This is a genomic window from Devosia sp. FJ2-5-3, from assembly GCF_029201545.1.
In the GTDB taxonomy this organism is placed as follows: Bacteria; Pseudomonadota; Alphaproteobacteria; order Rhizobiales; family Devosiaceae; genus Devosia.
Map to the genome: position 1 here is coordinate 1089644 of NZ_CP104007.1, position 22139 is coordinate 1111782.

The window sequence follows — 22139 nt, forward strand, 5'->3', positions numbered from 1 at the left end:
CGGCGTCAACCTCGCCAGTGCGTTGCGGATCGGTCACGCTCGGGTGCAATGCGGGGCAAAATGACCGCCCGGACTTGTTCCAACACCGTTCAACGCCCTAAACTCGCCATGAAAGGGCCGCCTGTTGGGCCAGTGCAGACAGAGTTTGCACAGCTTGGGGGAGGCCTTAACGGAATCTTTCCCCGTAGGAAGGCATTGTCGGCTTTAACCGTAAGTAGTTGAAGCGTAACGGTCGGGAACTGGTCCACTGCAAAGCGCGCGTTTGGTAACGAGTATTGGCGCCTTGTGCATCGCCATGGCATGTGCTGCCGTGACGGTTCCGGCCGCCCATGGTTTTGAGCTTTTTGGCTTCAAGTTTTTCGAGGACGAGAGCGAAGCTGCTGCCGACGCCGTGATCGTCGACCCGCAACCCTATGTGGTCACCTTTTCCGCCAGCGAAAGCGGGGCTGCCGAGACGGCGGCGCGCAATGCTTCGGCGCTGATTGCCGACGAGGCCGAGCCGGCTTCCGGCGCTGCCGGGCTCATCGCCAAGGCGCGTGGCGATTATCGGCGCATTCTCGCCGGCCTCTATAATGAAGGCTATTACGGCGGCGCCGTCAGCATCCGCATTGGCGGGGTCGAGGCCGCTAGCCTGGCGCCCGACGTCAATTTGCCCGATCCGGTCGACGTGACCATTGCCGTCACCACCGGCCCACTCTTCACCTTCCGCGATGTCGCGGTCGTCAATCAGGCGCCGGCAACCGATGATCCCGAAGACCAGGTCGAGCCGCCGGTCATGCGCGGCTTCGGGGCGGGGCAGGTGGCAAAATCCTCGGTCATTCTGACGGCCGAACGGCTGGCGCTCGCTGCCTGGCAGCAGCAGGGCTACGCCAAGGCCGAGATCATCGGCCGCGAGGTCGTCGCCGACCACGCCACGCAGACGGTGGACGCCAGGATCGTCGTCAATCCCGGGCGCCTCGCTGCCTTTGGACCGGTGAACGTCACCGGCGCCCAGGCGATGAACCCAGATTTCATCCGCCAGCAGACCGGCCTCGTCGTCGGCCAGGAATATGACCCGGATGAAGTGATCCGCGCGCAAAAGCGTCTCGACCGGCTGGAAGTGTTCCGGGCCGCCCGTTTCGAGGCTGCCGACTCGATCGGCTCCGACGGTCTCTTGCCCTATCAGCTGATCGTCGACGAATTGCCCGGTCGCCGCTTTGGCGTCGGCGCGACCTATTCGACGGTCGATGGGCTGGGTGTGGAAGGCTACCACCTCTGGCGCAATCTCTTCGGACAGGCCGAACGGCTGCGCCTCGATGCGCGCGTCGCCAGCATTGCCTGGCCGGTGGACACGGCCGAGTTCGACTATTTCGTCGGCGGCACCTTTACCAAGCCGGGGTTCCTCACGCCCGATACCGATCTCGTGGCGGTGGTTTCGGCCGAACGCACCATCTACCCGACCTATACCGAGACTTCGGCGGCGGGGCGGCTGGGCCTCACGCATTTCTTCTCGGACGAAATCACCTTCGAAGGGGGCATGAGCTTCAAGCGCGCCCGCTTCGATGACGGTTTCGGCACGCGCGATTTCTCGACCGTGGGGCTCTATGCGGGCGCGACCTATGATGGGCGCGACAGCAGTGTGAACCCGACCGAGGGCTTTTATGCCTCGGGCATGCTCGAGCCCTTCTACGATCTGCGCTTCGGCAGGGCCGGCGCCCGCATCACCATCGAGGGCCGGACCTATTTCGGCTTTTCCGAAGACGACGCGTTCATTCTCGCCGGGCGCATCAAGGGTGGCGCACTGGTCGGTCCCGACCTCAGCGAAATTCCGCCCGACAAGCTGTTCTTTGCCGGCGGTGGCGGCTCGGTGCGCGGCTATGGCTTCAAGTCCATCGGCGTCGACAATGGCGCCGGCGTCGTGACCGGCGGGCGCTATCTCCTCGAAGGTTCGCTCGAGGCCCGCGCCAAGGTCACCGAGGATATCGGCATCGTCGGCTTCGTGGATGGTGGCTATGTCGCTGCCGATACTTTCCCAGGGCTCGATGATCTGCGCCTCGGCGCCGGCATCGGCGCCCGCTATTTTACCGGTCTCGGCCCGCTGCGGCTGGATCTGGCCGTGCCGCTCAACAAGCGGCCCGGCGATCCGGACTACGCCATCTATGCCGGTATCGGACAGGCATTCTGATGGTTACCCTGCCCAAGATCTCGCGCCGCTTCACCTATGTCGCGGCCCTGCTCGTGCCAGTTATCGGCGTGCCGGTGGCGCTGGTGGCGCAGGACGTGCTGTCCATGCCCGAAGAGCAGCAAAAGGACTGGCTGACGAGTTTCGTCGAAGACCGGCTCTCGACGCCCGAGCGACAGATCCGGCTATCCAATATCGACGGCATTCTGGGGTCCGACGTCTCGGTGCGCGAGATTACCATCTCGGACCAGCAGGGCGTCTGGCTGCGCGTCAACAATGCGAGCCTCAACTGGAACCAGGGCGCGCTCTTTACCGGCAAGCTGGATGTCCGTTCGCTGCGCGCCGACAGCATCGACTATATCCGCAATGCCGTGCCGGCCGAAGGCGTCGATCTGCCTCCGCCCGAAGCCGGTTCGTTCGAAATTCCCGAGTTTCCGGTTGCCATCCAGCTGGGTGAGCTGGCGGTGCCGCGCGTCACCTTCGGCGAAAACGTCTTCGGGCTCGGCTCGGAAATTTCGCTGGCTGGGTCCCTGACGCTCGAGGGTGGCAATCTCGATACTGCGCTCGATATCACCCGCCTCGATGGGCCTGGCGGCACGCTGGGGCTCGATGTCGCCTATCTGCGCGCCGACAATTCCATCGATCTGTCGCTCGATCTCAACGAGCCTGCCAATGGCGTCATCGCCAATCTCCTCAATATCGAGGGGAGGCCGGCCATGCAGCTCACCCTTGCCGGGGCAGGGCCGGTCGACGATCTCGTGGCCGAGCTGAACCTCCTCGCCGATGGCCAGCCGGCGCTGGCGGGCAAGGCGACCATCGAGCAGGCTGCGGACGGCCTTTCCATCGTCGCCGATCTCGGCGGGCCGCTGTCGCGTCTCGTCGCCGAACCCTATCGTCCCTTCTTTGGCGCGGAAACGCGACTGACCGCCAATGCGACGATGCGTTCGGCGGGCGGGTTCGACCTCAATGCGGTGTCGCTGAGCGGCGGACAATTGTCGCTGACGGCGAGCGGGGCCACTACGGCGGACAATTTCCTCTCCCGGCTCGATCTCGAGGCGCGGATTGCCGATCCCTCGGGCGCACCCGTGACCCTGCCGGTCGCGGGCAATACGACGCGCGTCGGCGAGGCCCGTTTCAGCATCGATTTTGGTGACGACGACGGCGGCAACTGGACTGCCGCGCTGGATATCGAGCGCTTCGAAACAGATGGCTTCGCCTCCCGGCAACTGGCCTTCGACGTCGCCGGCGTCGCCAGCAATCTCTCCGATCCGGCCAATCGCATGGTCACCTTCAATGGCGACGGCGCGCTGTCGGGTATTGCCGCCGAGCCGGCGATCAAGGCAGCTTTGGGCGACAGCGTCGGCCTCGGCCTTGCCGGCATGTGGCAGGGTGGCCAGCCCATCCAGCTGGCGCAATTGCGCGTGGTCGGCGAAGCGCTGACCGCCAGCCTTGCCGGCGTCATCGACGGCACCGCCTTCAAGGGCCGCATTGGCCTTCAGACCGACAGCATTGCGCCGTTCTCGGGTCTTGCGGGTCGCCAGCTGACCGGTGGGTTACTGCTCGATGCCGAGGGCGAAGTGCAAGCCGTCGGCGGCGCATTCGACCTGACCTTTGACGGCACCGGCACCAATCTTTCCGTGGATGACGAAACGGCCGACAAGCTCCTTGCCGGCGAGGTCGCACTGTCGGGCCGCCTGGCGCGGAACGAAAACGGCATCATCGCCGACGATTTCGCCATTACCAATCCGCAGGTGCAGTTCACCGCCGATGGCGTCTATGCCAGCGACACGGCCGATTTCGCCATCGGGCTCGATCTCGCTGACCTGGCGTTGCTCTCGGAGGAAGCCAGCGGTGCGCTGCGCGTGCGCGGCACGGCAAAGTCCGCCGCGCCGGAAGATCCGATCGCGCTGGCTCTCGACGCCGATGTGCAGAGCGGCACGCTGGTCGGCCGCACCCTGCGCGACGCGCAATTGGGGCTCGACCTCGACCTGCTCGCCGGCAAGATTTCCGGTTCCGTCGATGGCGTCGCCATGCTCGACGGCTATCGCGCCACCTTGGTCAGCCAGATCGCGGTGGACGAAGTGCGCCAGGCCCTCACGGGAATGGCCTTTGAAATTGCCGGCACGCGCATTTCGGGCGAAGTGGCGCGCGCGGTGGATACGGAACTGCTCACCGGCAGCATCGATCTCTCGGCCCAGGATATTTCGCTGGCTGCCGCACTGCTGCTGCAAGAGGCCTCCGGCGCCGTCACTGCCCGGATCGATTTTGCACCGAGTGACGGCGAGCAGGGCGCGACTGTGTCCGCCAATGCCGCAAACCTCCGCGTCAACGACATCGCGATCGGCCGCGCCGACATTGCCGCCACCGTCGGCGATCTCTTCGGCGTTCCGGCCATCGATGGCACCATCAATGCCGGCGCCATCTCGGTCGCGGGCACCACGATCAACCTCCTCGACGCCAAGGCCAGCCAAAGCGGGGATACTACCAATTTCGAGGCGCGCGCCGCGCTGGCGACCGGCACCGGCGTCGCTGTCGACGGATCCTTGAGCCCGGTGACCGGCGGCTATCGCCTGGGGCTCGATCACGCCAACCTCGTCCAGGGGCAGCTCTCGGCGCGTCTGGCCAACCCCACCACGCTTCTGGTCGAAGGCGAGAGCGTCGCGCTCGACGCCGTGCGCTTCGATGTTGGCTCGGGCCGCATCACCGCCAGCGGCACTGCCGGCACTGCGCTCGATCTCAATGTCGACATCTCGGCCCTGCCGCTCTCCATCGCCAATGCAATCGTCCCGAGCCTCGGGCTTGCCGGCACGCTTGAAGGCAATGCGCGCATCACGGGTTCGGCCTCCGACCCACGTGTCAGTTTTGACGCGCGGGGCAATGGCATCAATGCTGCGGCTATCGCGCCGTTCGGCATCACTCCGCTCAGCGCTTCGACGCGCGGCACATTTGCCAACAATTCCGTTGCTATCGAGGCGCTCAGCGCCAATGGTTCGGGCGGGCTTGCACTCACCGGTTCGGGCCGCGTGCCATTGGCCGGGTCGGGGCTTTCCCTTTCGCTCAATGGCTCGGCGCCATTGGCGCTCGCCAACCGCTTCCTCATCGACCGGGGCGGGCAATTGTCCGGCACGGCCAGTTTTGATGCGCAGGTCAGCGGGAGCCTCGCGAACCCGCAATTCGGCGGATCGGTGTCCACTAGCGGGGCAGGCTATGTCGATCCCGAGCTCAATCTGCGTCTGGCCAATATTGCCGGCCGGGCGCGGCTCGATGGCACCACCGCCACCATCGAGACGCTCAGCGCCAACCTTGCCACCGGCGGCAGTGCCTCGGTTTCCGGTACGGTCGGTCTCACCGGGGCCTTCCCGGCCAATCTCACGCTCAATGTCAATTCGGCCCGCTATGCCGATGGCGATCTTTTCATTGCCACGGTGACGGGCAGCCTCGGGCTGACCGGCAATCTCACCGGCACGCCGCTCCTTGCCGGAACGGTCCTCGTCGAACAGGCCAATATCACCGTGCCGGAAGGCTTTGGCGGTGGTGCGCAATTGATCGATGTCGAGCACCGCTCCGCGCCAGCGGCCGTGGCGCAGACGCTCAGCCGCGCCAAGATCACCAGCAATGGCGCGCCCGTGCCGCAGAGCCGCTCGCCCGGCATGCTGCTCGACGTCACGCTCAACGCGCCCAACCAGATCTTCATTCGCGGCCGTGGCCTCGACGCGGAAGTGGGTGGGTCGGTGCGTCTCACCGGGCCGCTGAACAACATCCAGCCCGTCGGCGCCTTCTCGCTCAATCGCGGCCGGCTCTCCATTCTTGGCCAGCGCATCACCTTCGAGCGCGGAACCGTCACGCTGGTCGGCGATCTCGATCCGCAGCTTGATTTCGTGGCGACCACCCAGGCCGACGACATTACCGTGGTAGTCACCGTGTCCGGGCGCGTCTCGGCACTGGACATCAATTTCAGCTCCAATCCGCAATTGCCGCAGGACGAAGTGCTCGCGCGCCTCATCTTCAAGCGCTCCATGGGCGAATTGTCGCCGCTGCAACTGGCGCAATTGGCTGCGGCAGCGGGTGAACTGGTCGGTGCAGGTGGCGGCGGTGGCGGTCTCCTCGGCGGCCTTCGCGGCGCCGCGGGCCTTGCCGATCTCGATGTGGTCACCGATGCCCAGGGCAATGTCGGCGTCGAGGCGGGCACCTATCTCCAGGACAATGTCTATCTCGGCGTCACCGCCGGGGCCAATGGCCAGAGCAAGGTGACCATCAATCTCGATGTGACCGAGGATCTCACCGTCAAGGGTGCGGCCGGCCAGGACGGCAATTCCAGCCTCGGCGTGTTCTACGAGCGCGATTACTGAGGTTTTTGGCACGGGGCCTTATCAAACACACTGTGTCATCCCCGCGCACGCGGGGACCTCCGTTTAACAGGGGTTCCCGCTTTCGCGGGAATGACATTGTGGAGCGATGTGTTTCGGGCTGAGGGAGCACGGTTCACCCCCTCCCCAGCCCTCCGCTCGAGGGGGAGTGTCACTGCGTTTCGGGCACGATCTTGCCACACCCACCGCAGGACACTCTCCCCCTCGAGGGGAGGGCTGGGGAGGGGGGCTTCCAGGTTTGAACCGAAAGAACACACGACGTCATCCCCGCGAAAGCGGGGATCTTCGTTTGCGGAGCCTCAAGGAAAACAGAGGTTCCCGCGTGCGCGGGAATGACATTGTGCTTTTGCCGCTACCGCCCAGCGCCGCCCGTCTTTGCGGCCTTGGCCTCGTCCCACCACCAGATAGTCGGAAAGCCGTTGGAGAATTCCGGCAGGGTGTCGGGGCGGCTGAACCGGTCCCAGCGGGCGGTGCGGGAATAGAGCAGCGCATAGCCGGGGATGACATAGTCATGGGCGAGAAGAACCCGGTCGAGGGCTCCGATGATGGCCAGCTGCGTGTCGCGATCCTCGGCGGCCACGAGCTGGTCGATCAGCGCGTCGATGCCCGGATCGGAGATGCCGGCATAGTTCCGCGAGCCAGGGTCGTCGACACTGCCGGAGCCGAAGAAATCGCGCTGTTCATTGCCCGGCGAAAAGGACTGCGCCCAGCTGGCATAGATCATGTCGAAGTCGAAACTGCGCAGGCGATTGATATATTGCGGTGTGTCCACCACGCGGATCTGCAAATCGACGCCGATCTGGGCGAGGTTGCGCTGCAGATTTGCGGCGATCGGCTCCAGCGTCGGCTGGTGCATCAAAAGCTCGATGGAAAGCTGGGTGCCATTGGCGTCGACCAGCTGGGTGCCGTTGAGCGTGTAGCCGGCCTCGGTCAGCAGGTTCAGTGCCGCGCGCAGATTTTCCCGCAGCTTTGTCGGGTCGCCATTGACGGGGTTGGTATAGGCCGTGGTGAACACGGTTTCGGGGACTAGCTCCCGAACGCCTTCCAGAATGTCCAGCGTTTCGCCCTCGGGAATACCCTTTGAGGCAAAGGGCAGGCCGAAGAAATAGCTGTCGATGCGAGCATACTGGTTATAGAACACCGTCGCGTTCAGCTCTTCGAAATCGAAAGCATGGTTGATCGCCCGGCGCACGCGCTGGTCGTCGAATTTATCGCGCCGCAGATTGGGGATGAAGCCGGTCATCTCGCCCCGGCCGTTATAATCCTCGGGGAACTCCTCGCGCACGACGCGCCCTTCGGCGACGGCTGGGAAGTCGAAGCCCGTGGCCCAGCGGCGGGCGGTATATTCGCTCCACCAGTCGAACTGATCGCCCTTGAAGGCCTCAAACCAGACGGCCTCGTCGAGGAAATACTCGTAGGCGAACTTGTCGAAATTATTGGTGCCGATTTGGGTCGGATGGTCGGCGCCCCAATAGTCCTCGACCCGTTCATAGGTGATGGTGCGGCCGGCGTCGAAGCTGGCGAGGCGGTAGGGACCCGAGCCGAGCGGGGGCTCGAGGGTAGATTCCCCGATATTGCGCTGCTTGCCATTGGCGTCCGTGCCCTCCCACCAATGCTGAGGCAGGACAATCAGCTGTCCAAGGATATGAGGCAGTTCGCGATTGCCGGTCATGTCGAAGGTGAAGGTCACCTCGCTGGGCGCGGTCACCTCGGCGCTGGTCACATTGGCATAATATTGGGTGTAGGTGGGGCTGAGCTCGATGACCTTCTCGAAGGACCAGACCACGTCCTCGGCGGTCACCGGCTCGCCATCATGCCAGCGCGCATCGGGGTCCATGCGGAAGGTCACCGCGCCATAATCGTCGGCGACCTTCATCGCTTCGGCGAGCATGCCATAGGCGGTGTTCACCTCGTCCATGGAGGACGTCATGAGCGTTTCGTAGATGAGCCCGAGACCGGCGGCCGGCGTGCCCTTGGGCAATATGGGGTTGAACGTGTCAAAGCCGCCGCGCGTGCCCAGGCGAACCGTGCCGCCCTTGGGCGCATCTGGGTTCACATAGTCGAAATGGGAAAAGCCTTCCGCATATTTGGGTGCCTCGGTCAGCGAATCCGCATGGACCCAGACCCCGGTCGGGGTCTGCGCGACAACCGGCGCGGCAAGGCCGAGGAGCAGGAGGCCGGAAGAGAGCAGGGCGGAGAACTTCATGGTGTGGCTCCGTTGATTTGGCCAGAAGCGTAGTCTGAATTTGGGGCGATGTCGAAGGCCGCGGCCATGAGCTGGCTCGTATAGGTCTCGCGCGGCGCGGCAAAGATTTCAGCAGCGGGTCCGGCCTCGACGACCTTGCCATTACGCATGACCACGAGGCGATGGGCGAGCGCTCGAACGACGCGCAGATCGTGGCTGATGAAGAGATAGGTGAGGCCGCGCCGATGCTGGATTTCGCGCAGGAGGTCGATCACCTGGGCCTGGATGGACACGTCGAGCGCCGAGGTTGGCTCGTCGAGCACGAGAAAGGCCGGCTCGAGGATGAGGGCGCGGGCAATGGCGATGCGCTGGCGCTGGCCGCCGGAAAATTCGTGCGGATAGCGGTCGGCACTCTCGGGGTCGAGTCCTACTTCGCGCAGGACCGCGATGACCTTGTTTTGCCGTTCTTCGCTCGACAGGCGCGGCATGTGCACGGACAGGCCTTCGGCGACGATTTCGCGCACCGGCATGCGGGGGCTGAGCGAGCCGAACGGGTCCTGAAAGACGATCTGCATATGCTGCCGCAGGGGGCGCATGGCGCGCCCCGATCGGCCGGCGATATTTTCCCCCAGCACCACGATGCGACCCTCGGACGGGATCAGCCGCAACAGCGCATAGCCAAGCGTCGATTTGCCTGAGCCGCTTTCGCCGACGACGCCCAGCGTTTCACCGCGGAAAATGTCGAGATCGACACCGTCGACCGCCCTTATATGGCCGACGACGCGCCGCAACAGGCCGCGCTTGATCGGGAACCACACTTTGAGGTCCCGTGCCTCCACCACTTTTTCGGCATTGGCATCGGGCAGGTTCGGCGTCCCACTCGGCGCGGCGGCGAGAAGTTTTTTGGTGTAGGCGTGCTGAGGGCTTTCGAAAATCTGCGCAACCGGTCCGGTCTCGACGATTTTTCCCTCGGTCATCACCGCCACCCGGTCGGCGATCTTGCGCACGATGGTGAGGTCATGGGTGATGAACAGCATGGCCATGCCGTTCCTGCGCTGCAGGGATTTCAGCAGGTCGAGGATCTGTGCCTGCACCGTCACGTCGAGCGCCGTGGTCGGCTCGTCGGCAATCAGCAGTTTGGGATCATTGGCCAGCGCCATGGCGATCATGACGCGCTGGCGCTGCCCGCCTGACAGCTGGTGCGGATAGGACTCCAGCCGGCTTTCCGGGTCGGGAATGCCGACATCGGTCAGCAGCTCGATCGTGCGTTTGCGGGCCGCCGTCTGGCGCAGGCCCTGATGGATCGCCAGCACCTCGCCGATCTGCTTGCCGATCATGTGCACCGGATTGAGCGAACTCATCGGCTCCTGAAAGATCATGCCGATCCGGTTGCCGCGCAGGCCGCGCAAGACTTGCTCATCGGCTCTGGCGAGGTTTTGCCCCTCAAAGCTGATCTCGCCGGAAATGCTGGCGCTGGCCGGCAACAGCCGCAGTACCGAGAGCGCCGAAACCGATTTGCCCGATCCGCTCTCGCCCACCAGCGCCAGCGTTTCACCCGGCGCGATGTCGAAGGCGATGTTTCGCACCGCCTCGGAGGCGCCGAAGCGGATGGTGAGATCCCGTACGGAAAGCAGCGGCCCGGTCATGCAAAGGTCTTTCGCGGGTCGAAGGCGTCGCGGACGGCCTCGCCGATGAACACCAGCAGCGTCATCATCAGCGCAATGGTGAAAAAGCCCGTCAGCGCCAGCCAGGGGGCCTGCAAATTGTTCTTGCCCTGCGCCAGCAGTTCCCCCAGCGAGGGCGAGCCGGGCGGCAGGCCGAGACCGAGGAAATCGAGCGAGGTGAGGGTCGCCACCGAGCCCGACAGAATGAAGGGCATGAAGGTCAGCGTCGCCACCATGGCATTGGGCAAGAGGTGCCGCCACATGATGGTGCGGTTGGAAACGCCCAGCGCGCGGGCGGCGGTGACATATTCAAAATTGCGCGCTCGCAGGAATTCGGCGCGGACAATGCCCACCAGCGACACCCAGGAAAACAGCAGCAAAATGCCGAGCAGCACCCAGAAGCTGGGCGCGATCACCCGCGAGATGATCAGCAGCAGGTAAAGCGCGGGGATCGAGGTCCAGATTTCGATGAGCCGCTGGGCGATGAGATCGGTCCAGCCGCCGAAATAGCCCTGTGTCGCCCCCGCCACGATGCCGATGCCCGAGGATATCACGGTGAGGATTAGCCCGAAGAGGATGGAGAGGCGGAAGCCATAGACCAGACGGGCGAAGACATCGCGGCCGCGATCATCCGTCCCCAGCCAATGATAATTGCCGATATGGCAATTGGGGTCCTCGACGCCCAGCGGGTAGCGCGCGCAGAACTCGTCCCGGCCCATCATCCAACTCGGTGCATTGGCGCCCGAATAGGGCAGATAGCCGTCAATGGTGGTGTAGTCGAAGCGCACCGGCGGCCAGAGTGCCCAGCCATTGGCCTCGATTTCGTCTGATATATAGGGCTGGCGGTAATTCGTGGTGGCCAAGAACCCGCCGAACTTGCTCTCGGGATAGGTGACCAGCGCCGGCACCATCAACTCACCCTTGTAGGAGACGAGAATGGGCCGCTCATTGGCGATGAACTCGGCGCCGAGCGTCACGATGAACAGGGCGAGGAAAATCCAGAGCGACCACCAGCCGCGCCGATTGGCCTTGAAATTGGCGAGGCGACGGCGGTTGAGCGGGGAGAGGGCGATGCTCATGCGTCGCGGCTTTCGAAGTCGAGGCGCGGATCCACCCACATATAGGCCAGGTCCGAAATCAGCCCGATCACCAGCCCGAGGAGGGAGAAGATGTAGAGCGTGGCAAAGACCACAGGATAGTCGCGATTGGCGATGGCTTCAAAGCCCAGAAGCCCCAGCCCGTCGAGCGAGAAGATGGTCTCGATCAGAAGCGAGCCGCCGAAGAATGCGCCGATGAATGCCCCCGGAAACCCGGCAATGATCAGCATCATGGCATTGCGGAAGACATGGCCGTAGAGCACCTGCCGGTCGTTGAGGCCCTTTGCCCGCGCCGTCACCACATATTGCTTGCCGATCTCGTCGAGGAAGGAATTCTTGGTCAGCAGCGTCGCCGTGGCAAAGGCCCCGAGCCCCATGGCGGTGATCGGAAGCACCAGATGCCAGGCATAGTCCAGCACCTGCCGCCACCAGGGAAAGCTTGAAAAACCCGGCGAGGTCAGTCCGCGCAGGGGAAAGATCGACCAGAAACTGCCCCCGGCCAGCAGCACGATCAATGCAATCGCAACGAGAAAACCGGGCACGGCATAGCCGACGATAATGAGGCTCGAGGTCCAGACATCGAAGCGGGATCCATCGCGCCGCGCCTTGGCAATCCCAAGCGGAATGGACACGCCATAGGCGATCAGCGTCATCCACAGGCCCAGCGAGATCGAAACCGGCATCTTCTCCTTGATCAGATCAATGACGGAGATATCGCGATAATAGCTCTCGCCGAAATCAAAGCGGAGATAGTTCCAGATCATCGTGAAAAAGCGTTCGAGCGGGGGCTTGTCGAAACCGAACTGCTTTTCGATGCGCTCGACCAGTTCGGGCGGCAGGCCTTCGCTGCCGCGATAGCCGCTCTTGCCCGGTTGGATGGGCGCATTCGGCTGGGAGACGACGTCGCCGCCGCCACCGGTCACGCGTTCGGTCAAGGCGACGTTCTGGCCGGAGAGATTAGCCAGCGCCTGTTCTACTGGCCCGCCCGGGGCAAATTGAGTGATGAGAAACGAAATGGCCATGATGCCGAAGACAGTCGGGATCATCAGCAATAGTCGGCGGATGATATAGGCGCCCATTTCGTCTCCAAACCCTTGGCTCGCCATAGTTCACTTTGTCGAGCCACCCGCAAATCACCTTGCAGCGAGAGGGGCTTGTGTCAAATGCACCATTTGGCGACGGGTTTTGCAACTGCCGCTTTCGTTGGGAGCACTTGCCACGTCGAAGGCCCCCACCCTTGATCCCTCACCACAAGGGGGAGGGAGACGATGGAGACGAGAGAGTTGTGCTTGCGCCTCCCTCCCCCTCCGTGGGGAGGGAATGAGGGTGGGGGGAGGGGAGCCACGCTGTCCCAGCCTCCACCATCTCCACTTGCCTCATTCCCCCGCCGCCGTCACACTCTCCCCAACTCAGGAGTGCCCATGAACTACAAGACCATCGCCCAGGTCCGGGATGCCGGCATTGCCCGCGTCCTCATCGTTGCCCTCAGGGCACACGGATTTCACCCGCTCGAGCCGCGCGACGGCGGCTTGCCGGGCGTGCCGAACATTTTCGGGGCCGAGGGCGTCGGCATCGAAGTGCCGGAAAACGAGATGGCCGATGCAACACTTCTGGTCGAGGATCTGTTGAAGGACATGACAGAGGCCGATCCCGCAAAACCGCCATATTGAGGAACCACCATCGAATTGCGGGTCGGGCGTTGAACGGAGTGGTTGCTTTGGTTTATAAGCCGCCACAAGTGTTAATTTCCCTTAAGCCCTCGGGCAGGAGTCACTCATGAAACTTTGGATACGCGGAGCCGGTTCCGTTTTGGGTGTGGCCGCTGCGGCGCTGCTGCTTGCAGCCTGCTCGCCGACCACACGCTCCAACACGGCCGGGCTCAACGTCGTGAGCGCGCCCCAGCAATTGCAGCCGGTCCAGTCCTCGACCGTCCAGCAGGGAACATTGCCCTCGATTGGCGCCACCGGTACGCCGGCACCTGGCCTGTCGGGCACGCCGGTTCTCGGTGGGGCACCTGCTGCGCCCCAGCCGGGCTTCGGCGCCACCACCAATGTTGCTGCCAATAGCTCGATCACGACGATCGGCCAGCCGGCCGGCAGTTTCAGCGCCGGCCCTGAAGGCGTCTGGACCGTTACGGCGGGCAGCCAGACCTGCCAGCTCAATCTGCCGATGACGGCAAAGACGGGCACGAATTACTACCGGGCCTCGGCTCCGGGCTGCACCGTGGCGCAGATCGCCTCGGTCACCGGCTGGCAGCAGGTCGGCAGCCAGCTGCAGCTCTATGATGAGAACGGCAATATCGCCGCCTTCCTCGCGCCGTCGAGCGGCCGCTATATCGGCACAATGGGCGGTGGCCAGGCCATCGCCATGTCGCGGTAAAATCTGCAAGGGCCGGTCCCTGGGGCCGGCTTCTTGCCGTCCAGCGCGCTGCACTTCATGCAGTTGCGCCGTGTCACCCCCGCGAAAGCGGGGGCCTCTGTTCCCATCCATATCAACTGAGGTTCCCGCCTTCGCGGGAATGACCTTGTGGTTGCTTCTTCCATGTCCTCCCCCGCTACTCCCGTTCGCGCCGCCTATGAAGCGCTTGCCGCCCGTGGTGCGCTGACCCGCGACCCGGCGCAGCTCGAGGCCGTTGCCCATTTCGACCGCATCCTTGCCGATTTGCGGGCCGCGCGGCCGAAGCGCCTGTTCGGCTTCCGCGAAAAGCCGCGTCCCGTGCGCGGGCTCTACCTTTACGGCGAGGTCGGTCGCGGCAAGACCATGCTGATGGACCTTTTCTTCGCCGGCCTGCCGATCAAGGAAAAGCGGCGCGTCCATTTCCATGAATTCATGGATGAGGTGCATCGCGGCGTTGCCGCCTTCCGCAAGACGGCGCGGGGCAGCAATGACAATGCCGATCCGATCGAGGCGGTGGTTCGGCCCATGCTGAAATCGGGGCTGCGCGTGCTCTGCCTCGATGAATTCCACGTCCACGACATCACCAATGCCATGTTGCTCGACCGGCTTTTCGACAAGCTCTTTGCCGGCGGGGTCGTCCTGGTGTCGACCTCCAATGTGGTGCCCGATGGGCTCTACAAGGATGGTCTCAATCGCCAGCTCTTCCTGCCGTTCATCGAGCGGCTGAAGCGCGAAACCGAGGTGGTGGGCCTGCCTTCGGAGCAGGATTACCGGCGGCTCAAATTTGCCGGCCAGCAGGTCTATGTCTTTGGCACGGGGCCGCAGGTTGCCGCCGAGATGGATGCGCTCTGGCTGCGCCTCACCGGTGGCGAAGAGGGCGCGCCAGGCACTATCGAAAGCATCGGACGTGAGATCCCCGTGCCGCGTATCGCCATGGGCGCAGCGCGTTTCGGTTTTGCCGATCTCTGCGACAAGCCGCTCGGCACGCGCGACTTTGTGCGCATCGCCCATTCCTTCGATACGCTGGTGCTCGAAGATGTGCCGCAGATGGATCGCACGCGGTCCGATGCGGCCAAGCGCTTCATCCTTCTCATCGACAGCCTCTATGATCGGGGCGTCAAGCTCGCGGCCAGTTTTGCCGTGCCGCTCGAGCAATTGGGCAAGGACGACAAGACCGCGTTCGAGTTCCAGCGCACGGTGTCGCGCCTCACCGAAATGCAGTCCGAGGAATATCTGGGCAAGGGCCTGCGCGATGCGCCCAGCGAGGAAACGGCCTAGCTATCGTCCGGTTCAGTGCCAGATGACGAGGCCGAGCGTGCCACCAGCGGCGGCGCCGAGCAGGGCGCCGATGGCAGCGCCCGCCAGATTGACTTGCGAACCCATAATGCCGCCCGCACAAGCGCCCAGGACCAATCCGATCGCCATGGTGATGCCCTGGCGTCGGCCGAGACCGTCTCGCGCCGCCGGAGCCGGTTTTTTGTGCGGTGGCCTGGGGGTGGGTGTCATGCCGAAAACCTTGAAACGATTGCGCCCTCTTTGGGTAGTTCACCTTGCCCATTTGGCATACCCCCATCGCCCATGAGCAAGGGCGAAACCGGGCTCTAGACGAACGGTTCACTTGCCCCTCAGGCCGGGGAAGGTTAAGAGGTGCGCCAAATCAACGCAGTCGGGGATCAAGGCTAATGGCGCGCAAGAAAATTGCCCTTATCGGTGCTGGACAGATCGGCGGAACGCTGGCCCTGCTCGCGGCGCAGAAGGAACTCGGCGATATCGTCCTGTTCGACGTGGTTGATGGCGTAGGCCCCGGCAAGGCGCTCGATATCGCCCAGTCGGCCCCTTCCCAGGGCTTTGACGCGGTCATGAAGGGCACGTCCGAGTACAAGGACATCGAAGGCGCTGACGTCGTCATCGTCACCGCCGGCGTGCCGCGCAAGCCCGGCATGAGCCGCGACGACCTGCTCGAAATCAACCTCAAGGTGATGGAGCAGGTGGGCGCGGGCATTGCCAAATATGCTCCCGACGCCTTCGTGGTCTGCATCACCAACCCGCTCGACGCCATGGTCTGGGCGCTGCAGAAATTCTCCGGCCTGCCCACCAATAAGGTCGTCGGCATGGCTGGCGTGCTCGACAGCTCGCGCTTCGTCCACTTCATCGCCGATGAACTCAAGGTTTCGGTCGAAGACGTCAATGCCTTCGTGCTTGGCGGCCACGGCGACACCATGGTGCCGCTGGCCCGCTACTCCACCGTTGCCGGCATCCCGCTCACCGACATCGTCAAGATGGGCTGGATGAGCAAGGAAAAGCTCGAAGAGATCATCCAGCGCACCCGTGATGGCGGCGCCGAGATCGTGGGTCTCTTGAAGACCGGTTCGGCCTTCTACGCTCCTGCGGCTTCCGCCATTGCCATGGCCGAGAGCTACCTCAAGGACAAGAACCGCGTCCTGCCCTCCGCCGCCTACCTCAATGGCGAATATGGCATCAAGGACACCTATGTTGGCGTTCCGGTGGTCATCGGTGCCGGTGGCGTCGAGAAGGTCGTCGAGATCGCCCTCAACTCCGCCGAGCAGAAGGCCTTCGAAAAGTCGGTCGGCGCCGTCGAGGGCCTGATCGAGGCCTGCAAGAAGATCGCGCCGAAGCTGGCGTAATCCGAACAAATGTCATCCCCGCGCAAGCGGGGATCTCCCTTTCGGGGGAGCGAAACGAGATTGCCGCCTCTCGGGCGGGAATGACGCGGTAGGGGACTTGGAGCCCCGTGATCGCAAGCGATTGACCCAGTAAGGGGAACACGATGAACATCCACGAACATCAGGCCAAGGCGCTGCTCAAGGAATATGGTGCACCGGTTGCTGCGGGCGTCGCCATCTATTCCGTCGACGAAGCGGAAGCCGCCGCCAAGTCGCTGCCGGGCCCGCTTTATGTGGTCAAGAGCCAGATCCATGCCGGCGGTCGCGGCAAGGGCAAGTTCAAGGAACTCGGTCCCGACGCCAAGGGCGGCGTGCGCCTGGCCAAGACCATCGACGACGTCGTCGCCTTCTCGCGCGAAATGCTCGGCAATACGCTGGTGACCGCCCAGACCGGTGAAGCCGGCAAGCAGGTCAACCGCCTCTATATCGAAGATGGCGCCGACATCGCCCGCGAACTCTATTGCTCGCTCTTGGTCGATCGCTCCGTTGGTCGCGTGGCTTTCGTGGTTTCGACCGAAGGCGGCATGGACATCGAGGCCGTCGCCCATGATACGCCCGAAAAGATCCATACCATCGCGATCGATCCGGAAGCCGGCGTGACCGCGGCTGACGTCGCTGCCATTTCCAAGGCCCTCGAGCTCGACGGCGCTGCTGTCGAAGACGCCAAGAGCCTCTTCCCGATCCTCTACAAGGCCTTTGTCGAAAAGGACATGGCGCTGCTCGAGATCAACCCGCTGATCGTCATGACCGACGGCCATCTGCGCGTCCTCGACGCCAAGGTGTCCTTCGACGGCAATGCGCTCTTCCGCCACGACGACATCAAGGCGCTGCGCGACGAGACCGAGGAAGACGCAAAGGAAATCGAGGCCTCCAAGTGGGACCTCGCCTATGTGGCGCTCGATGGCAATATCGGCTGCATGGTCAACGGCGCGGGCCTCGCCATGGCGACCATGGACATCATCAAGCTCTACGGCAAGGAGCCGGCGAACTTCTGTGACGTCGGCGGCGGCGCCGGCAAGGAGAAGGTGGCGGCTGCGTTCAAGATCATCACCGCCGATCCGAAGGTCGAGGGCATCCTCGTCAACATCTTCGGCGGCATCATGAAGTGCGACGTCATCGCCGAAGGCGTTGTCGCTGCGGTTCAGGAAGTGGGGCTCAAGGTTCCGCTGGTGGTGCGCCTCGAAGGCACCAATGTCGAGTTGGGCAAGAAGATCCTCAACGAATCCGGTCTCGCCATCACGGCGGCAGACGATCTCGACGATGCGGCGAAGAAGATCGTCGCTGCGGTCAACGGCTAATTCAGAGGACTGGAAAGCATGTCTATTCTCGTCAACAAAGACACCAAGATCCTCGTTCAGGGCCTGACCGGCAAGACCGGCACGTTCCACACCGAGCAGGCGCTGGCCTATTACGGCACCAAGATGGTCGCCGGCATCCACCCCAAGAAGGGCGGCGAAACCTGGACCGGTTCTGCCGGCGAAAGCCTGCCGATCTACGCGACGGTTGCCGAAGCCCGCGACGCCACCGGTGCTGACGCATCGGTGATCTATGTGCCGCCTGCCGGTGCTGCCGACGCGATCATCGAAGCCATCGAAGCCGAGATCCCGTTCATCACCTGCATCACCGAGGGTATCCCGGTGGCCGACATGGTGCGCGTCAAGGCTCGTCTCGAGCGCTCCAAGTCGCGCCTGCTCGGCCCGAACTGCCCCGGTATCCTTACCCCGGAAGAATGCAAGATCGGCATCATGCCGGGCTCGATCTTCCGCAAGGGTTCGGTCGGTATCGTCTCGCGCTCCGGCACGCTGACCTATGAAGCCGTGTTCCAGACTACCAATGAGGGCCTGGGCCAGACCACGGCAGTCGGCATTGGCGGTGATCCGGTCAAGGGCACCGAGTTCATCGACGTGCTCGAGATGTTCCTCGCCGACGACGAAACCAAGTCGATCATCATGATCGGCGAAATCGGTGGCGCGGCCGAAGAAGAAGCGGCCCAGTTCCTCATCGACGAGGCCAAGAAGGGCCGCAAGAAGCCGATGGCTGGCTTCATCGCCGGTCGCACCGCGCCCAAGGGCCGCACCATGGGCCATGCCGGCGCTGTCGTTTCCGGCGGCAAGGGCGATGCGGAATCCAAGATCGCTGCCATGGAAGCGGCCGGGATCACGGTGTCGCCGTCGCCGGCTCGTCTCGGCAAGACCCTCGTGGAAGTCCTCAAGGGCTGATCAGGGACGCTTTTGCCGATTGTAATACAACTAGACCAACTAGGTCAGCAAAGTTGTCTTTTACCGTCGATGAAAGCGCACGACTTATAGAAAGGTCCCCTTCACGGGATCGTCACCGGGCGCGGCGAAAAAATCGCCGCGCTTACTGCTAAGAGTGATGCTAGCCAATATTAGGCCAAGGTTGCTCGACATTTGAGCCGCGATCCTGCTCAGGGGTCGCTCACTTAACAGGATACTAAGGATGAGCGGTCAGTATCCGAACGAAATCAGGGACCGCATTGAGGCCGGCTAGCCGGCTCGTTTCAAAGGATGGCGGGGCGGCGCCTCGCACAAAAAGCGATGACACGACAGGAAAAGAACGACGCGTTCTTGCTGACCTCGTTCCTCTATGGGGGGAACGCCGACTACATCGAACAACTCTACTCCCGTTACAAAGCTGATCCAGCCAGCGTCGATGAGACCTGGTCGAGCTTTTTCGCGCGGCTCGATGATAGCCAGGATGTCGCCCTCAAGAACGCCGAGGGCCCCAGCTGGGGCCGCAAGGACTGGCCGCAGGCAGCCAGCGGCGATCTGATCGCCGCCCTTGACGGCAATTGGGGCGAGATCGCGGTCAAGGCCGAAAAGGCCACGACCAAGAAGGCCATTGCCGAGGGCAAGCCTTCCGCCAGCGCCGAAGACGTGCTGCAGGCGACGCGCGATTCCATCCGTGCCATCATGATGATCCGCGCCTATCGCATGCGCGGTCACCTGCATGCCGATCTCGATCCGCTCAAGCTCAAGGCCGACGAGCCGGCGCCCGAGCTTGATCCGCGCAGCTACGGCTTCACCGAGGCCGACTACAGCCGCAAGATATTCATCGACAATTATCTGGGCCTCGAATACGCCACCATCCCCGAGATGCTGGCCATTCTGCAGCGCACCTATTGCGGCACGCTCGGCATCGAATTCATGCATATCTCCGATCCGGAAGAGAAGCAGTGGATTCAGGAGCGCATCGAGGGTCCGGACAAGGAAATCACCTTCACCGCCGAGGGCAAGAAGGCGATCCTCAATAAGCTTGTCGAGGCCGAAGGCTTCGAAAAGTTCCTCGACGTCAAATATACCGGCACCAAGCGTTTCGGCCTTGATGGCAGCGAAGCGACGATTCCGGCGCTCGAGCAGATCATCAAGCGCGGCGGCGCCCTTGGCATCAAGGACATCGTCCTGGGCATGGCCCATCGTGGTCGCCTCAACGTTCTGACCCAGGTCATGGCCAAGCCGCACCGCGCCTTGTTCCATGAGTTCAAGGGCGGCGCCTTCTACCCTGACGACGTCGAGGGTTCGGGCGACGTGAAGTACCACCTCGGTGCCTCTTCGGACCGCGAGTTCGACAACAACAAGGTGCACCTGTCGCTGACGGCCAACCCGTCCCACCTCGAGATCGTCGATCCCGTGGTGCTCGGCAAGTCGCGCGCCAAGCAGGATCAGCACATCTCGCCAGATGGCAAGCTGGTCAATATCGCGGTGGACGGCAAGCCCGACCGCTCGATGGTGCTGCCGCTGCTGATCCACGGCGATGCGGCTTTTGCCGGCCAGGGTGTGATCGCCGAGTGTCTGGGGCTCTCGGGCCTCAAGGGCCACCGTACGGGTGGGTCGATCCACTTCGTCATCAACAACCAGATCGGCTTTACCACTTCGCCGATCTATTCGCGCTCCTCGCCCTATCCGACCGACGTCGCCAAGATGATCGAGGCGCCGGTTCTGCATGTGAATGGCGACGATCCGGAAGCCGTCGTATTCGCGGCCAAGGTCGCCGTCGAATACCGCCAGAAGTTCGGCAAGCCTGTCGTTATCGACATGTTCTGCTATCGCCGTTTCGGCCATAACGAAGGCGACGAGCCCAGCTTCACCCAGCCGCTGATGTACTCCAAGATCCGGTCGCACAAGACCACCCTGGAGATCTATTCGGAAAAGCTGATCGGCGAAGGCCTGCTGAGCCAGACTGACATCGACCAGATGCGCGCCAACTGGAAGGCCAAGCTCGAGGCCGAATTCGAAGCCGGCCAGGATTATCGTCCGAACAAGGCCGACTGGCTCGACGGCGCCTGGAAGAGCTTCAAGCCGGCTGCCGATGAAGGCCCGCGCCGCGGCGACACCGGTGTCGATATGGATCGCCTCAAGGCCATCGGCACCCAGCTCACCAAGGTCCCGTCGGATTTCAACGTCCACAAGACGGTCAAGCGCTTCCTCGACAACCGCCTCAGCGCCATCGAAAGCGGCGAGGGGATCGACTGGGCGACCGCCGAGGCCCTGGCCTTCGGCACCCTGGTCACCGAGGGGCACCCGGTGCGCCTGTCCGGCCAGGATTGCGAACGCGGCACGTTCAGCCAGCGCCATTCGGTGCTGAATGATCAGCTGGTCGAGAACAAGAGCTTTACCCCGCTCAACAATCTCACCGAGGATCAGGCTCGTTACGAGGTCATCAATTCGATGCTCTCCGAAGAGGCTGTGCTGGGCTTCGAATATGGCTACTCGCTGTCGGAGCCTCGGGCGCTGACGCTGTGGGAGGCCCAGTTCGGCGACTTCGTGAACGGTGCGCAGGTCGTCATCGACCAGTTCATCTCCTCGGGTGAGCGCAAGTGGTTCCGCATGTCGGGCCTCGTGATGCTCCTGCCGCATGGCTATGAAGGGCAGGGGCCGGAGCATTCCTCCGCGCGTCCCGAGCGCTTCCTTCAGCTCTGCGCCGAAGACAATATGCAGGTCGCCAACTGCACGACGCCGGCCAACTATTTCCACGTGCTGCGCCGGCAGCTCAAGCGCGACTTCCGCAAGCCGCTGATCCTGATGACGCCCAAGAGCCTCTTGCGCCACAAGCGCGCCGTCTCGGGTCTCGTCGAGCTTGGCCCCGACAGTGTCTTCCATCGCCTTCTCTGGGACGATGCCGAGGCACCGGGTCTGCCCAAGACCACGATCCGCCTCGCGCCGGACGAAAAGATCCGCCGCGTCGTCCTCTGCACCGGCAAGGTCTATTACGACCTTCTGGAAGATCGCGAGAAGAAGGGCATCGACGATGTCTATCTCCTCCGCATCGAGCAGCTCTATCCGTTCCCGGCCAAGGCGCTCTTGGACGAATTGAGCCGCTTCCCCAATGCGGAAGTGATCTGGTGCCAGGAAGAGCCCCGCAATATGGGGGCCTGGGCCTTCATCCAGCCCTATGTGGAATGGGTGTTCGACCAGATGGGTCGTGGCAACCAGCGCGTGCGCTATTCCGGTCGGCCGGCCGCCGCTTCTCCCGCTACAGGCCGCATGAGTGTCCACCTGGAGCAGCTCCAGGCATTCCTGGACGATGCCTTGGGCTCCTGAGCCTTGTGACAAGACATAATGAG

The 22139-nt window shown here is 63.3% G+C and carries 14 protein-coding genes; 9 read left to right on the forward strand and 5 right to left on the reverse strand.

Annotation, left to right across the window (positions count from 1 at the left end; genetic code table 11):
- Positions 1 to 295: 295 nt before the first annotated feature.
- Together N0P34_RS05220 and N0P34_RS05225 are read left to right on the forward strand one after the other, a co-directional pair.
- A complete protein-coding gene (locus N0P34_RS05220; protein ID WP_275605956.1) occupies positions 296 to 2164 on the forward strand; it encodes an autotransporter assembly complex family protein in 1869 nt (622 codons plus the stop codon).
- On the forward strand, positions 2164 to 6510 hold the full coding sequence (locus N0P34_RS05225; protein WP_275605957.1) for a translocation/assembly module TamB domain-containing protein: 4347 nt from the start codon (positions 2164 to 2166) through the stop codon (positions 6508 to 6510). Before N0P34_RS05220 ends, N0P34_RS05225 begins: the two co-directional genes overlap by 1 nt.
- Before the next feature lie 370 nt (positions 6511 to 6880).
- Here the strand turns inward: N0P34_RS05225 and N0P34_RS05230 are convergent, their stop codons facing one another.
- Genes N0P34_RS05230 through N0P34_RS05245 form a run of 4 tightly spaced genes read right to left on the reverse strand, consistent with a single transcriptional unit; the run spans position 6881 to position 12553 of the window.
- Positions 6881 to 8734: an extracellular solute-binding protein gene (locus N0P34_RS05230; RefSeq protein WP_275605958.1), complete on the reverse strand. Its 1854-nt coding sequence runs from the start codon at positions 8732 to 8734 to the stop codon at positions 6881 to 6883.
- On the reverse strand, positions 8731 to 10359 hold the full coding sequence (locus N0P34_RS05235) for an ABC transporter ATP-binding protein (protein ID WP_275605959.1): 1629 nt from the start codon (positions 10357 to 10359) through the stop codon (positions 8731 to 8733). The genes N0P34_RS05230 and N0P34_RS05235 overlap by 4 nt, the downstream gene beginning before the upstream one ends.
- On the reverse strand, positions 10356 to 11456 hold the full coding sequence (locus N0P34_RS05240; protein WP_275605960.1) for an ABC transporter permease: 1101 nt from the start codon (positions 11454 to 11456) through the stop codon (positions 10356 to 10358). Before N0P34_RS05240 ends, N0P34_RS05235 begins: the two co-directional genes overlap by 4 nt.
- Positions 11453 to 12553 (reverse strand): microcin C ABC transporter permease YejB, encoded by a 1101-nt coding sequence (locus N0P34_RS05245; protein ID WP_275605961.1) that lies wholly within the window; start codon positions 12551 to 12553, stop codon positions 11453 to 11455. The genes N0P34_RS05240 and N0P34_RS05245 overlap by 4 nt, the downstream gene beginning before the upstream one ends.
- A gap of 342 nt (positions 12554 to 12895) precedes the next feature.
- Here N0P34_RS05245 and N0P34_RS05250 point away from each other — a divergent pair, with 342 nt between their 5' ends.
- The 3 genes from N0P34_RS05250 (at position 12896) to zapE (ending at position 15149) form a co-directional block, all read left to right on the forward strand.
- Positions 12896 to 13144: a hypothetical protein gene (locus N0P34_RS05250; RefSeq protein WP_275605962.1), complete on the forward strand. Its 249-nt coding sequence runs from the start codon at positions 12896 to 12898 to the stop codon at positions 13142 to 13144.
- A 106-nt stretch (positions 13145 to 13250) separates the two neighbouring features.
- Entirely contained in the window at positions 13251 to 13853 is a 603-nt protein-coding gene (locus N0P34_RS05255; RefSeq protein WP_275605963.1) for an AprI/Inh family metalloprotease inhibitor, read from the forward strand.
- A 147-nt stretch (positions 13854 to 14000) separates the two neighbouring features.
- A complete protein-coding gene (zapE, locus tag N0P34_RS05260) occupies positions 14001 to 15149 on the forward strand; it encodes a cell division protein ZapE (RefSeq protein ID WP_275605964.1) in 1149 nt (382 codons plus the stop codon).
- 12 nt (positions 15150 to 15161) lie between these two features.
- Here the strand turns inward: zapE and N0P34_RS05265 are convergent, their stop codons facing one another.
- On the reverse strand, positions 15162 to 15377 hold the full coding sequence (locus N0P34_RS05265; protein WP_275605965.1) for a hypothetical protein: 216 nt from the start codon (positions 15375 to 15377) through the stop codon (positions 15162 to 15164).
- A 176-nt stretch (positions 15378 to 15553) separates the two neighbouring features.
- Between N0P34_RS05265 and mdh the strand changes: the two genes are divergently transcribed.
- From mdh to N0P34_RS05285, 4 genes are all read left to right on the forward strand, one after another.
- Positions 15554 to 16516, forward strand: a complete 963-nt coding sequence (gene mdh, locus N0P34_RS05270; protein WP_275605966.1) for a malate dehydrogenase — start codon at positions 15554 to 15556, stop codon at positions 16514 to 16516.
- 143 nt (positions 16517 to 16659) lie between these two features.
- Positions 16660 to 17853 carry an ADP-forming succinate--CoA ligase subunit beta gene (gene sucC, locus N0P34_RS05275; RefSeq protein WP_275605967.1) on the forward strand — a complete coding sequence of 398 codons (1194 nt, stop codon included), beginning with the start codon at positions 16660 to 16662 and terminating at the stop codon, positions 17851 to 17853.
- A gap of 18 nt (positions 17854 to 17871) precedes the next feature.
- Positions 17872 to 18774, forward strand: a complete 903-nt coding sequence (sucD, locus tag N0P34_RS05280) for a succinate--CoA ligase subunit alpha (protein WP_275605968.1) — start codon at positions 17872 to 17874, stop codon at positions 18772 to 18774.
- A 339-nt stretch (positions 18775 to 19113) separates the two neighbouring features.
- Positions 19114 to 22116 carry a 2-oxoglutarate dehydrogenase E1 component gene (locus N0P34_RS05285; protein ID WP_275605969.1) on the forward strand — a complete coding sequence of 1001 codons (3003 nt, stop codon included), beginning with the start codon at positions 19114 to 19116 and terminating at the stop codon, positions 22114 to 22116.
- Positions 22117 to 22139 lie beyond the last annotated feature (23 nt).

Bases quoted from the DNA above. Each gene is read 5' to 3' on its own strand.
- N0P34_RS05250 (WP_275605962.1), top strand. From the start codon at position 12,896: ATGAACTACAAGACCATCGCCCAGGTCCGGGATGCCGGCATTGCCCGC.
- sucD (WP_275605968.1), top strand. From the start codon at position 17,872: ATGTCTATTCTCGTCAACAAAGACACCAAGATCCTCGTTCAGGGCCTG.
- N0P34_RS05245 (WP_275605961.1), bottom strand. From the start codon at position 12,553: ATGGGCGCCTATATCATCCGCCGACTATTGCTGATGATCCCGACTGTC.
- N0P34_RS05240 (WP_275605960.1), bottom strand. From the start codon at position 11,456: ATGAGCATCGCCCTCTCCCCGCTCAACCGCCGTCGCCTCGCCAATTTC.
- N0P34_RS05255 (WP_275605963.1), top strand. From the start codon at position 13,251: ATGAAACTTTGGATACGCGGAGCCGGTTCCGTTTTGGGTGTGGCCGCT.
- mdh (WP_275605966.1), top strand. From the start codon at position 15,554: ATGGCGCGCAAGAAAATTGCCCTTATCGGTGCTGGACAGATCGGCGGA.
- sucC (WP_275605967.1), top strand. From the start codon at position 16,660: ATGAACATCCACGAACATCAGGCCAAGGCGCTGCTCAAGGAATATGGT.
- N0P34_RS05225 (WP_275605957.1), top strand. From the start codon at position 2,164: ATGGTTACCCTGCCCAAGATCTCGCGCCGCTTCACCTATGTCGCGGCC.
- N0P34_RS05230 (WP_275605958.1), bottom strand. From the start codon at position 8,734: ATGAAGTTCTCCGCCCTGCTCTCTTCCGGCCTCCTGCTCCTCGGCCTT.
- N0P34_RS05265 (WP_275605965.1), bottom strand. From the start codon at position 15,377: ATGACACCCACCCCCAGGCCACCGCACAAAAAACCGGCTCCGGCGGCG.
- N0P34_RS05235 (WP_275605959.1), bottom strand. From the start codon at position 10,359: ATGACCGGGCCGCTGCTTTCCGTACGGGATCTCACCATCCGCTTCGGC.
- N0P34_RS05285 (WP_275605969.1), top strand. From the start codon at position 19,114: ATGACACGACAGGAAAAGAACGACGCGTTCTTGCTGACCTCGTTCCTC.
- N0P34_RS05220 (WP_275605956.1), top strand. From the start codon at position 296: ATGGCATGTGCTGCCGTGACGGTTCCGGCCGCCCATGGTTTTGAGCTT.